This is a genomic window from Alkanindiges hydrocarboniclasticus, from assembly GCF_001982605.1.
In the GTDB taxonomy this organism is placed as follows: Bacteria; Pseudomonadota; Gammaproteobacteria; order Pseudomonadales; family Moraxellaceae; genus Alkanindiges; species Alkanindiges hydrocarboniclasticus.
Genome location: NZ_MLCN01000014.1, coordinates 75,996 through 90,256, shown reverse-complemented (window position 1 = coordinate 90,256; position 14,261 = coordinate 75,996). Strand labels below are relative to the sequence as shown.

General features: G+C 50.4%; 5 protein-coding genes. All 5 read right to left on the bottom strand.

The window, feature by feature from the left end; genetic code table 11:
• Positions 1 to 266: 266 nt before the first annotated feature.
• Positions 267 to 6,863, bottom strand: coding sequence for a prealbumin-like fold domain-containing protein (locus BKE30_RS06410; RefSeq protein ID WP_158073166.1), 6,597 nt, complete (start codon positions 6,861 to 6,863; stop codon positions 267 to 269).
• A gap of 34 nt (positions 6,864 to 6,897) precedes the next feature.
• Positions 6,898 to 9,594: an autotransporter outer membrane beta-barrel domain-containing protein gene (locus tag BKE30_RS06405; protein ID WP_076877769.1), complete on the bottom strand. Its 2,697-nt coding sequence runs from the start codon at positions 9,592 to 9,594 to the stop codon at positions 6,898 to 6,900.
• A 27-nt stretch (positions 9,595 to 9,621) separates the two neighbouring features.
• Positions 9,622 to 12,297 (bottom strand): DUF11 domain-containing protein, encoded by a 2,676-nt coding sequence (locus tag BKE30_RS06400; RefSeq protein ID WP_076877768.1) that lies wholly within the window; start codon positions 12,295 to 12,297, stop codon positions 9,622 to 9,624.
• A 254-nt stretch (positions 12,298 to 12,551) separates the two neighbouring features.
• Positions 12,552 to 12,770: a hypothetical protein gene (locus tag BKE30_RS06395; protein ID WP_076877767.1), complete on the bottom strand. Its 219-nt coding sequence runs from the start codon at positions 12,768 to 12,770 to the stop codon at positions 12,552 to 12,554.
• A gap of 113 nt (positions 12,771 to 12,883) precedes the next feature.
• Entirely contained in the window at positions 12,884 to 14,251 is a 1,368-nt protein-coding gene (gene rsmB, locus BKE30_RS06390; protein ID WP_076877818.1) for a 16S rRNA (cytosine(967)-C(5))-methyltransferase RsmB, read from the bottom strand.
• Positions 14,252 to 14,261: the final 10 nt, after the last annotated feature.

Genomic DNA, 14,261 nt, shown 5'->3' with positions numbered 1-14,261 from the left:
AGCACTTTATTGATAAAAAGATCGTCAATGTGCAACAAAATGTTGCACACGTCACAATATTACGAACAAATATAGCTTTTTAACAAAAAAATTTCCACTGTTACTTAACTACACAAATAATATACAGATGGACGGCATGTTTTAATTACCCACTGGTAGGGAAAGCCCCAAATTGGGGCAAAACCGCCGGTTCTTTTGGTAAATTTTCAAGACCCTTTAGACTAAAGATGTAGAGCTGTAGTTATTGAGCTGCATACAGGTGCCCATTAAGGCACCTGCACACAAAAGCGAACCTTGCCCTGCTGGTTAGGCAGTAATGTTCCGCCAGTCTGCCAGAGTAATGCACCATTGTTATGATTGGCATTACAGCTACCCGATGGACTGGATAAACATGACACTGACTTATAAACAGTTCCGGTCGGAACACTGTCCTTTAAGCTGACATCAACCAGGTTTTTGGTGGTGTTATTGCGGTAGGTAATTTCATACTCCAGATAACCGCCACTTTGCACCTGATTCTGCACACTAAAGCCACTGGTATCCGCTGCGGTGGATGGACAACTGGCCACACTGCGCACACCTTTTTGCATCGTTAAACCAGCACTGCCCAATAGCGTGGTGTCCTGTCGCTGTAGACTGCTGCCGGTAATCTGGCTGTTATCTGCCAGAGTCACGCTAAAGCTGGCCTGCAATTGGCCAATATGCTGCGCGCCCATGCTGGCCGTTGCCGGGGCATACACCCGCTGCACCAGACACACCTCTTCCGCATTTTTCAGGCTTAACGGCAGGCTTTGACTAAACAGGCTTTCGCCACTATCGACCTTGCCATTACAGTTGCTGTCGCGGTACACCACCGCTTGCCAGCTCTGGTCGCTGCTGTTGGCCGGTTGCTGTGAGGTGGTCTGGTTTAAACTACTGATGGTCAGCACACTTTGTGCGGTCAGACGATGCGGATAATCCGCCACACCACCAGCATTAATGGTTTGCTGTCCATCTTCACTCAGCAATGCAGTTAAGCGGGCATCACCAAAATTGTGATTGCCGTAACTGGTTGCAGCCGTATTGCTAATGACAATTCTATCGGTGGCGCGGCTATAACCCGTCGTGCCGCTGACTGAGGAATAGCCCGTCAGGTTGGTTTGCGCAATACAGAAATTACCCGCTGGCAAATCCGTTGGTGACAGGCTAAAGCTGTAATCCCCATTGGCATCCGTGGTCGTGGTGGCAATGCTGCTGCTATTACAGTTGGTAATGCTCACTGAACTGCCGGCAATGCCTGCTTCACCGGTATTTTTGACACCATTGTAGGCATTGCTGCTCACTGCCGTGCTGCCACTGTTGTCTTCAAACACCTGACCGGTAATGCTGACGACCTGTTTTTCCACAATGTTGATGCTGGCTGGAATCTGAGTATTCACCCAGGCATCGTAGCCCGCGACGTTACAGGTGCCGTTGTACAAAATACCAATGGCACCGTACAGACCCTGAGCCACCTCAGAAGAACCGCCATAGGTGTTCTGGTTGAGAATCCGGTAATTCAGGCTATGGTAACCCGCTGTAAATGCCACAGTGGCCGATACATAACCGCCCGGGGCATAGCTGTCCTGTGTCCCGATGCTCGTACCATCGAGCATGATATAAGCACCATCATCAATGCCAACCGAGGTATTGCCAATACATAGGGTTACATTGGTAGCCTGTGGTACAAACACTCCTGTCCTGAATTCCCAGGCACGGCGGTTATCACCAGCGCTGGTAGAATCCAATGATGGCAAGGTCACACTACGGGCTGGATCAGTGCTCATGCTGGTAATGATACGGTTGATCATGGGACTGGCATTGGTACTGGAAGCAGCATAAATATTGTTGTTGGCTCCCGAGACAGCACTCACCAGATAGCTTCCGGTTGGGCTAGCCTGCGTCAATGGCCATGCATTAATAATGGCAGTGGTTTCATCATCGTAGCCGCTGGCCGGGGTGGCTCCCTGCGGGCCTTTAAAGCCTGCCCAAAATGCGCCATTGGGGCGGATTTCATTGGTTGTGTTGCTTCCCCAGACTTTGTACAGGGTTTCACCCACCCCGCTACCAGGGTTAAATTCATTACTGCTAACCCGGATATCTGCCTGAATGGCCGTTCCCAGCGCCGCAGAAGTAGTGGTGTCATAGCCTACTTCTAGCTGGAAGCTGCCGCCATTGGCCACACTGCCCACCGGACATGACCACTCACCCGAAGACAGGCTACAATTTGCCCCACCTGCAACTTTAACACTGGTCACCGTAATGCCGGTCTGGGTACGCAGCTTGAAGGTTGCTACGGTACCCGTGGCATTATCCGGACCCTGGTTGCTAATGGTAACCAACTGGGTACCCGCCTGCCCACGATAAATAGTCGGCAGGTTAGGGCTAATCACAAAACGGGCTTCTTTTTGCGGGGTGTCGGCAATAATCGCAGCCGGGGCACTAATTGAGGTGCTGGCACTGCTGCTGTTATTACTGCTTACCGGATCAGTGCCTGAAGTCACGGCAATGCTGGCTGTGTTGCTAATGTTACCTGCCGTACCGGCTGTGCCTGTTACGGTAAATGTCAGGTAGCTGCCTGTGGTCGGTGCGGTGCTACTGGCATTGACCGGTAATGCCCCTGTGGTGACACTAATGGCATTACCACTGCCGCTGGCTGTGCCACAAACGGCACTGCCACTGGCACTACAGCTCCAGCTGACATTGGTCAGGGCGGTAGGTACAGTATCAGTAAAGGTACTGCTGCTGGCTGTGGCTGGGCCTTTGTTCCATACCTTGATGCTATAGCTGACCGTATTGCCCTGCGTCACACCGCTAGTACCAGTTTTATCAATGGCAAGGTCTGCCCCAATAACTGTATTGGTGTAGCTACAGTTAATGGCAGTATCAGCTGGATTAATTGTTAGGGTATTACCACTTAGCGCGGTGCTGTTACCGCTACAAGCCAAGGTTGCAGTGTAATTGCTGGCCGTGCCTGTACCAAAAGTTTCGCTAATGGTTCCGCTTTCACCGGCATACACGGCAACGCTAGTGCCTGTGGTGGTATTGCCTGCTGCGGTTGCAGTGGAAGTTCCAGAGCTTGCATTGTTGCCAAAACCACTGCTGCTCACCGTGGCAGTATTGCCTGCAATGCTACCAGCAGACCAAATTTTGGCCAGTGTTAATGTGGCAGACTTGCGTGCATTGGTGTAGGTACACACGGTTGCTGTGGTGCTGTTGCTAATGGTAATACTGCGTGCCACTGCACCACTGGCCAAGGCTGTGCCACCACTACAGGCCAGTGTGCTGTTGTACTGTGCGGTACTGGCACCGCCGCCCAGTGTTTCTACTGGCAGGGTGACAACATCGCCAGCGTACACCGTGACTGCGCTACCCGCTGTGGTGTTGTTTCCAGTTGAGGTGGAGCTAAAGGTAGGATTATTGCTGCCGCCCGTGGTGGTTGCCGTTGCGGTATGGCCACTGACGGCATTTTGCCATAGCTTGGACAGGCTTAACTGCTGGGCAATCCGGCTATTGGTATAGCTACAGGTAATGGCGTTATCTGCTGTGTTTACGGTTAATACGTTACCACTTAGCGCCGTGGCATTGCCGCTACAAGCCAGGCTACCGTTGTAATTACTGGCACTACCTACAGTAAAGCTTTCGCCCAGCGTAATGCTGTCACCGGCATATACGGTTTGGCCTGCGGCTGCATCGGTTTCACTGGCTGTGTTGGCCACAGCAGACAAGCTGGTCAGGCCAGTTGCCGTAACAGTAACTGCATCATTGATCTTGGCATTTGCCCAGATTTTTTGCAGGGTCAAATTAGCTGTTTTACGGCTATTGGTATAACCACAGGTGACATCTGCGTCCGGCATGGTCAGGTTGGTGCCAGTTACACTCACAGCGGCACCATCACTGTTACGGGTACAACTCAGCGCGGCATTATAATAGCCCGCACCAGTAGAGATATTTTCGCCCAAAGTCACCGTACTGCCGACAGTAACCGCTTGTGCAGCGGCTGTGTCAGTTTCACTGGCAGTATTGGCGGTGGATACAAAGCTGTTTAAACCAGTTGCCGTAATAGTGGCAGCATCATTAATGCGTGCATTCACCCAGATTTTTCGTAAGGTTAGATTGCGCTGCTTGGTATTGGTGAAAGTACAGGTCAGGTTGGCACCATATTTTATATTGGCAGCCGGAATGGTTAAGGTAGTGCCGGACAGATTACCAAAACTGCCAGTATTACCAGTGACTGCACTATTGGCATCAGTACAACTGGCCGCAGTAAGGCTATAGCCAGAAACTGCACTTTCAGTAATTCCCACGGCTGTATTATTTGCCGTAGCGTAATTGGTCTGGGTGGAAGTTCTTGCAGTAGCCGCAGCGGTTGTGGTGACACTGTCTGTAGTCACTGCCGTGCCACTGCTATTGCTCAGGTTACTTAGGCCGGTAAAGCCAAAGGTGTCTGTACCGCCATTGGAAATCTTGGCAATCTTAACAATGGGTTTTTGACATTGCAGAATGGAATCAACGGCAATACCAATATCATCTCCGGCTACAGTGCTGGAACCAGTCGGGCTGATGTTTTTAAACTCTGCATAGCCTGAAGTCACACTGGTAACACTGGTGGGTAAGGTCAAGGTAAAAGGTACTGATGTATTGACATTGCCATAAGAACCCAAAGCCACGGTACTTGGAGTAATACTGGCACCATTAAGCGCTGTCCATGTGGCCTGATCACCATTTGAACTGGCACCAACCGTGGTCATTACTGCATAGGCGGTTCCATTGATATAAATCGTTAAAGTAGCCCCTGTAATACGAGGGATACCATAAGACCAGGCAATACGACCATTGACAGTAATAGCACCATTGGTGGCAATGCCATAACCTGTACCTGCACTATTGACTGTTAAATTGGCAGTCTGGGTAATGGAATTATCAGAATAGCCAGTAAATGCCAAAGGTGAAATCACATTGGTGGCTTGCGCGGCCATACATTGGTTGGCTGGGCTACCTGTTGTCACTGGCGCATCGGTAGTAATCGTGGTGGCCTGTGACGCACTATTGTCCGAGTTGTTTGATTCCGGCACCGCAGCAGAGCTAATCGTGGCGGTATTGCTAAAAGATCCGGTTTGATAGGCCAGACCCGAAATGGTATAGGTCACATAATTGGTATTACCTGTTGCATCGACTGGCAAATTAATGCCGGTGGCCGTGCGTGTATTGCTACCGCTGACATAGCTGTTATGTGTACCGCAAGTTGCTGTGCCCGTGGCAGTACATCTTAGATATACCCCGGAAATATTATTAGGGACAACATCGGTCATTACCGCATCAGAAACAGCCGCTGGGCCTTTGTTCCAAACCTTAATGGTGTAATTGACAGGTTGCCCGGCTTTTACCGAGCTTGTGCCAGTTTTAGTAATGGCCAGATTGGTTGCTGCAATAATGTTGGTATTAACACTACTAGTATTATTACTGAGGTCAGGATCGGTAGAATTTTCAACCAGAGTGGCTGTATTAGTAACTAAACCAACTGTTGATGCTGTACCCTGCATAATAATGGTACAGGTAGAGCCTGCTGGGCCATTGTAGGTACCACTAATGGTATTGCCGCTTAAGCTAGGCGTACAGGTGGTGCCGCTGCTTGGCGTCGTACTAACAACAGTTACTCCGGTAATGGCAGCAGGAATAATATCGCTATAAGTCGCTCCGCTAACTGCGATAGATGTAGAGTTGGCTAGTATCAGACGATACTGCACGGGCGAACCCTGAACAACATCAAGCTGAGTACCAACAAAACTGCCACTACTAGTATCTGTACGCTGGGTTTTAGTAATACTTAGGTCGTTTTCCGCTTCAATACTGGACACACCAAAGAAAAAGCGGTCACCTGCTACACTATTTGTAGAGTCCCAGCTAGTATCACCGCCATCACCCCGAATATAAACATCAAAAGTAAGTGTGGTAATACGGCGGCCTTGAAGATAAATACTGCCACTGGCACCACCACTACCCGTAGTAGCACTAATTGCTGAAGCATTATTGCTAATCCGGCCTCCATTAACAGTTAATTCTTTACTACCCGCCAGACGTGACATGACTATGCTGTTATTTAGTGAACTGTTACTTACCAGATCAAATTCAGCACTCAAGCCCAGATTACCGGTAGTACCACCCAGACCCGCAACCTGTAAGATAGGGTTAGTCACAGCCCGGTTGAACGTTACGGTAATTGAACCTATTTTATAGCGGCCATTAGTAGCCGAGCCAATTAGACCCTTTGTGGCTGCAAACATGCCTGAGCCATAATTTGAAGCAGTATCTATACCACCTGTTGTGCCACTGGAACATGTTGAACCATTACTACAGCCAGAAGGTGCATTTTGTAGGGTTGCCGCAAAATTTGAATTTGTTGGCGCACCAATGCTGTTTAACGGACTATATACCGTCGCTTGTGTTACAACATTACTACTACCTGTTACTGTTCCCCCAAACATAAGATCAGGGTTATTAGTAGAAGCTCCACTAGCTGATGAGTAGCGTGAAGAATTTCGAGTTGAAGCTAATGTATAAGTAACTGTAGTAGTTGGGGTATAAGTCGTTGCCACACTATCTGTAGGATTATTTAAATTACCTTGATACGTGTTGGTCTGAGATGACGTGGTAGGGCCCATTGTCGAGGGATTACCTCCCCCTGCGAACAACTCAATCGTGGGCGGTGCAGCATATACGCCTGAGCTAATCCCCAGCACAAGTAACATGGCCGTTTTTAGCCATGCTGAGAACAACACGCCTGACATTGCTGCGGCTTTTTTGGTTTTACCAGTTGGGCTGGCGAATACAGGCTGGGCTGGCATGCTGTTGTACCCTTTTAAATTTTTACAGACAAACTTATTGGCCGGCATAGCGCACCCCGAATTCAAAGACATGGCTGGCGCCACTGGCAACGGCTGGAACGCTGCCGCTAATACTGCCGGACTGACCAATGGCTGGCGCACTGATGGTGTTTGCCGTGCAACTGCTGCACACTGGCGCAATTGCCATTACGGTGGCGGCTGGTGTGGTATCGCGGAAATTAAAGGCACCAATATTCAAGGCACCCTGATTCTGTACAGTCACGCGGTACAGCACACATTGGCCGGAACCATCGGCATTGCGGCCAATGGTCAAGGTGGCGGCGGTGTAGCTGCCTTCTGCCACGCCATCGCAGTTGTTATCCTTGGCTTGCAGTTTTAACAGGCGAATCTGGGTGGCACTAACCGTCGTAATATCAGTCACGCTATCAATGGCATTGTTATTGCCATCACGCATTACAATACTGGTGGTATTGACCACCCCTACCCCGCTGTAACCGGTGTTTTGTACCTTGGCAAAAAGCCGCAACTGGGCACCGGCTGCAATCATGCTGCCATTAATATTGTAGGTGCCGTTAATCAGCAGGTCATTGCTGTCCAGCTCGCCATTATTGTTAAGGTCATAATAGAGGGTGGTTTCAAAACCGGGCTGGTCATTGGTTACTGCCAGATAATAGCTGCCATTTAAGGCAGTTGCGCCGTTATTAATCAGGTTATGGCTATACACAATGGTGCCGTTTGGTGCAATTTGCCCACGTAAGTCCGGGGTCAGCACCACGTTGCCGATGCTGTTCAGGCTGCTGATATTGATGGCATTCATCAGGGTATCAAAACCGGGATTGCTGGCATTGTTACTGCTTACGTAGGTCGTTGAGGCCACCTTAAAATACACTGGCACATTGCTGGCCGTAGCCACATCAGCCTTTAGGGTTACCACTGCACAGTACAGCTGGCTTTCACCATCAGCCAGCAAGCGGGTTTGCTGAATTTCACTGCCCACGGTGGCACAGCTATTACTGGTTGACTGGTAAAAACGAATGGCAGCCACACCCTGCGGCAAGTCCACCGTATTAAAATTGCCATCGGCATCAGCACTCAAGGCATACGCTGTGGCTGTACCGGCATGCTTTACCGACAATGGAAAAACCACACTACCGGACGAACTGCCAGTCAGGGTTTTCCACGGATTGCCCGCATTGCTGATGCTGCCGTTACCGCTAGCATTGTTACTGGTTTCCGGGCTGTTGGTTAAATCCACCAAGCGGCTGGCATCAGTGATGCTAATGCTGCCCCGGTCTTCCACCGTGTCGGTTTTGCTGCTATTGCCCAGTGATTGCGCCCTTGGAAAAATACTGTAGCTGGTGGTACTGCTGGCAGCAAAGGTAGTTGGTGTGCGCAGCTTAACCACAATTTCCAGTTTTTCACCGGGCTGCAATAAACCGGTATCGCTAATGCCATCACCATTGCTATCCAGCAACGGCGTCACGCCATCGGCACGGTAAAATTCGACCTGATGCGGTGTGGGAAAGCTGTCATTGGTAAAACTTAAGTTAAAGCGATCTTCACTATTGCCGGTGTTCCATACATAGTTTCTAAACAGTAACTCGCCACCAGAGCTAACCGCAGGCGCTGTTACCAGATTGTCTGCGGCGGCGCTACTGGCACTGCCTGCAATCCCGTTGATTTCTACACCATAGCTGGGGCTAATGGTTAATATGGCCGTGTTACTGGTGGTGCTAATGTCTGCTGTTGCGGCACTGCTGTCGTGGTCGTAGCCGACCTGCACGGTATTGGGAATACGGCCCGGCAATGCCTGATTGACCCTGACCTTAAATTGAATAAAGCCAGAGCCGCCAGCAGGAACGCTACTGAGCACTGCATTAATGGTGTTGCCATTTAAATAATAATTAATGCCTGCCGGGTCATTGCTGCCCGTGGCCGGATTAACAATCTGGCCATTCCAGTTTTCTGTACCGTCATTGACATACGAGAGCTGGGCAGCGGTGAGTGTGTCACTTAAGCTGACCTGCCCGCTGGCCACCACGCCCGGATTTTCATAATCCAGCCGCACCGTTACAATCTGGTTCTGGTTGACAGTGCTGACCGAAAATGACTTGCGCACCAGAATTACGGCCTGATTGCTCACCGTGCTGCGGTCGGTATTTTGCTGGGACTGGCTGCTGGTTTGCGAAGTGGCGGTCAATTGGACATCACCAGTCGCGGCATTACTGCTGCCGGCTGGAATGGTGGCTCCAATCAGCAAACCAATTGATTCACCAGCGGCCAGACTATAGTTGCTAATGGCATTGCCATCCGGAATACCATCGCGATTAGCATCCAGATACACCACAATGGTGCTGTAATCAAAATTATCGCCAGTCTGATTGGCCGCGCTGACAGTGTAGCGATCCGTGCTGTTACCGGTATTGCTCAGTTCATGCGAGAAAAATACCCGCTGGCCTGCGGTGGCCTGCACACTGCGGTTGGCAGTCAGGGTATGTGTATAGACTGGAATAATGGTGGTTTGAACCAGATTGGAGCGGCTGGTTTGCACCACGCTTGAACCTTCTTCCTTATATTCACCAACGGCCATGTTACTAATAATCGTGCCAGCCAGCGGTGCGGCATGGGCATCGTTATAAAACAGGCTGGCAACGCCTATGGCCAGCAAACTCAGTTGCCCCCACAAAAACCGTCTGGAACCAAAAGTCGCTCTAGTATTACAAGTGATCATGTTTAACTACCTTTAATCTCTAGCGCCTTAAGGATTAACCCGGATGGAGAAATACAGCGAGGCTTCCTGCTGCGGCAACAATGTGCCCACGTTACCGGCAATCTGGCCATTGCTCACCGTAACGCTGCCCTGACTGACACTCACACCGGGCGGCGTCAGCAGGGTGGTATAGACGGGAACCATGTCCTGAATCACCACAGCATCCACAGGCTCAACGCCTTCATTACGTACTGTCAGCCGGTACACCACACACTGGTTGGGTCTCACCCGCACACCACTGGTGCTGTAGGTCAGGCTGGCAAAATTGCTGGTAGCACACAGTTCATTCTTGGACTGTGCCTTGGTCAGGCGTAACTGGTTGGGATTTACGGTGGTGGTATCGGTATTTTGCACGCTGGTGGCGCTTAAGCCGGCAACCTGTCCGGTTGGCGTGACTATAATCTGTACCTGACTGCGCATGCCGTTGGTAGCACTGGCCGGAGCCTGTACTTTAACCAGCAGTTGTAGTGCCTGATCCGGGCTTAACCCACTGCCTGCAATAGCACGCAAGTCACTGGCAATTGGGTCGGCACTGTCCAGCGCGCCGTTATTGTTGGCATCAAAATACAGGGTGTAGCTAAAGCCATCGTTAACATTTAGGGGTTGCAGGCTGAGTAATACGTCACCGCTATTTTGTCCTTCCGTCACCGCCCCGGTGTTTTTCAGGGTATGCAGATAAACCGTCGTACCACCTGCCTGCACCTGCCCCTGCTGGTCATTGGTCAGTTCAAGACGACGCGCCTGTGGCAGGCTTACCTGATCCTTAATGACATCACCCTGCCCGTTAACCGGTGAATAAATGGCAAACCAGAGCGGCAATTCGGTTTGTGCGGCATTAACCGGCGCACTCACCACCGCACAGTAGGTCTTGCTACTGGCGGCGGCAATAGTGCCGGAGTTCACCAGTTGCTGGCCCAGCGTGCTACAGCTGGCATCGCCATCATAGAATTTGACATCCCAGCCGGTTGGCAGGCTGCTGGCGGCATTAATATTATTCAGGTTAATGGCACTGGCAGACACAGACAGGTTGTAGTTATTGCTGCCCGTACCGGTATTATTGATGACCAGCGGAAATACCGTGGACTGTCCAGCCACCACCGGCTTGTTGAGCCATGCATTGCCATTACTGTCAATATTGCCAACACCACTACCGCTGCCATTGGCATTGCTGAGGTCGGTTATACCCTGACTGGCAATCTGGTTAATCTGGTTGCGCACCGGATCAGACACTGTGGCATTGGTGGCCGAACGGGCCTGTACATCAATATTGATGACACTGCTAGTGCTACAGGTTGGCGTGGTGAGTACCACCACCTTAATCAGCCGGGCCTGTCCACTGGCCAGTGAACCAGTATCTACCAGTCCATCGCCATTGCTGTCGTTCAGCGGGCTGCGGCCATCGGCTGCAAAAAACTGCACTTGCGCACAGGCAGGCAGGTTGCTGGCTGAATAGCTTAGGTTATAAGTGTCACTGGTGTTGCCAGTATTCCAGACATAGTTGTCAAAACTGACATCCTGCCCCGCTATCACGCCGTTTTTAACAATCAGGTTATCGGGGCTGCTGGCCGGATTGCCGTTATTGCTGCTGGCAAGCGAAGTATTGTTGAGCACCACGCCCAGTATATCCTGCCGGGTAAACACCACGGTATTGGTGGTAGTGGTTTTTACCGGGGTGGTATTGCTGCCGTTGTACTGGCTATAGCTGCCGGTATTGGGAATTTTCTTGTCGGCATTGCTACGGACCACGGCCTTAAAGCTTACCGAACCACTGGTTAACGGGGCAATGCTGTCCAGTCCAAACTCAATCTGGCTGCTGCCCACCAGCCGGTAGCTGATACCGCTGTTGCTGGCATTTACAGTGCCTTCGTTGTCATCGGCATCGGTTAATGTCGTGCCACTCGACCACACCGCACTCCCGGCCTGATATTGCAGCGAGGCATTGAGCAAGTCACTCAAGGACAAACGCCCGGCAGCAGTTCCGGTATTATTATAGGTAAAGGTATAAGTGATAATGGCACCATTGCTACCCGTACTGATGCTTTGCGACTTGGTCACATTAATCACAGCCTGATCCACCACGGTCACCACATCGGTGACCAGCTGGCTTAAGGCCGGGCTTTGCTGGCTGGTGGCTTGCAGGGTAAGGCTGGACTGGCTGGCCGCGGTGGCATTAACCGGTACTGAACCCACCACCACAATGGCCAGTGATTCTCCGGAATCCAGACTAATCTGCGTGTTGTTCAGGTTGACATTGTCATCTGCCATGCCGTCCTGATTGCGATCGGCATAAACCGACAGGCCCGTCATGCTAAAGGCCGAGCTTAACTGGGTCAGGGTGAGCAAATATTGATCCGGGCTATTGCCGGTATTGGTCAGCAAATGCGGAAAAGCCACCGGTGCGCCCAGAGTGGCAATTTGTTGCTGGTTTTGTTGCAGGGTCAGCGCATACACCTTTTGAATGGTGAGCGATACCGGGTTGGAGTTAATCACCTGCATATTGCCCTGTGCATCCACATAATCACCGCTGGCAATGTTGGTAATCTGGCTACCGGGAACCGGCAAGGCCTGTACTGCTTGAGTGATCAGTAACAACAGGCTGGTTAGTCCCGTGGTTTTTATCGTTGTTCTATTAACCCGTTTTTTTAGATTCCAAGGCCTGCGCATGCCTTACCTCATTCCAGTTTATTAAAGGTGGTGAGATCGCCTCACGAAAAATGTGAACTATTGCAAATTACAGGCAACAATTGTGTCAGGATAAACTTTATTTGATCCGGTTAATTTTATCAATTGGGATACATGCTTTTACGATAAAATAACCAATACAACAGATAGGTAACGCAACGTTAATTTTTGTTTAAATCGGTTAATTTTGTTGTAGGGCTGCTGAAGCGTAGTATGCGGCTTTGCTGATCAATATATCAACAGTTATTTTTATCAAAAAGCTGAGCCTTTTCAATATTATTCGTATTTTGAATTTTTCCAAAATAGTTGCCACAGCCGTAGCGGGCTGGTTTTGCCTGTCCGAATATTAATCCATATTCAAAAATGGTGCCGCTAAACGATGTAGGGATTAAGAGCGGCCTTGCATGAACCACCCATAACCAGTGGCTTGCTGAGCATCGGGCTAAACCATTCATCTTTTCCTGCTAAGATTTTGCATCAGTTGGGTTTACAACAGCATGGCAATACTAAGCTTTATGATACAGCACATATGCTGCCGCATTTCTGATATTGCCATGCCGCCTTGGGTTTACGCCGTTTTCAATAAAGCACAAAAATAAAAGCCGTCACCGCCATGCTGCTGGGGCAAGAGTTGCAGGCCTATCATTGGCTGACCTTCGATGGGGTTCGGCTGCAAATCCAGTAAGGATGCATCCTGCTGCAATTTTTCCAGTTCAAGCGGCACTAACTCTGCATTGGCAGTACGCTTTAAAAAGGACGCCATTTGCTGCTGGTTTTCCTGCTTTAAAATGGAACAGGTCACATATAGCAAGGTGCCGCCAACATTAAGCTGCTGCCACAAGTGATCCAGCAATGTTGCCTGTAACTGCACAGTTTGTTGTACATCTGAAGGCTGGCGCAGCAGACGAATATCGGGGTGACGACGGATTACCCCAGTGGCGGTGCAGGGTGCGTCCAGCAAAATATGGTCGAAGCCTGCATCTGGCTGCCAGGTGGCGGCATCCGCGGTGATGACCTGAACCTGCGGGCCATCCAGTTGCAGGCGCTCTAAATTTTCATGCACCCGGATTAGGCGTTTTTCATCATTATCAATGGCCACCAGCAGGGCCGGACTATTTTTTTCCAGCAAATGCGCAGTCTTGCCGCCTGGTGCAGCACAGGCATCCAGCACACGCTTGCCAGTTAAGTCACCCATGAACTGCGCACACAATTGCGCATGTTCATCCTGCACGGAAAACCAGCCTTGGTGATAACCGGGCAATTCCACAATAGACACCGATTGCCGTAACTCAATGCCATCATCCGACAATTTACAAGCGCCAGCATCAATATCCCAGTCTTTCAGCTCAACCAGATAACTATCACGCGTACCCTCGCGACTATTAATGCGCAAGGTCAGCGGTGCGGCATTACGCAGGTTTTGTGCAATGTGACCAGCTTGTTGCGGCCAGTCTTTTTTAAGCTTTTTATACAACCATGCCGGTAACGCATGGCTGGCCATGAACTGCGCATTAATGCTTTCCATTTCGCGGCTGGCCCGGCGTAACAGGGCATTGACCAATCCACTGGCCTTATCCAGCTTTAACTGTTTAATGGCTTCCACAGTTTCACTAATGGCTGCATGCGCTGGAATACGGGTTTGCAATAACTGATATAAGCCCAGCAATAAGGCAATGTGCACGCGCGCATCTATCAGTGGCTTACTGAGCATGGGCTTGATTTGTGCATCCAGGGCAAACCAGTGGCGTAAAGTGCCCATCACCAGTTCATTCAATAAGCCTTTGTCTTTGGCCGGGGTATGCTCAATGGCAGCCGGCAAAATCTGGTTGAGTGATTGCCCGTTGTAAACCTGCTCCAATAATTCAATGGCGCGCGCACGCAGGTTTAAATGCGCAAAGTGTTTGTTGTCTGTTTTTCGGCGTGCATCACTCGGCATGGGGTGGTTG

Bases quoted from the DNA above. Each gene is read 5' to 3' on its own strand.
- BKE30_RS06410 (WP_158073166.1), bottom strand. From the start codon at position 6,863: ATGCCAGCCCAGCCTGTATTCGCCAGCCCAACTGGTAAAACCAAAAAA.
- BKE30_RS06405 (WP_076877769.1), bottom strand. From the start codon at position 9,594: ATGATCACTTGTAATACTAGAGCGACTTTTGGTTCCAGACGGTTTTTG.
- BKE30_RS06400 (WP_076877768.1), bottom strand. From the start codon at position 12,297: ATGCGCAGGCCTTGGAATCTAAAAAAACGGGTTAATAGAACAACGATA.
- BKE30_RS06395 (WP_076877767.1), bottom strand. From the start codon at position 12,770: ATGAATGGTTTAGCCCGATGCTCAGCAAGCCACTGGTTATGGGTGGTT.
- rsmB (WP_076877818.1), bottom strand. From the start codon at position 14,251: ATGCCGAGTGATGCACGCCGAAAAACAGACAACAAACACTTTGCGCAT.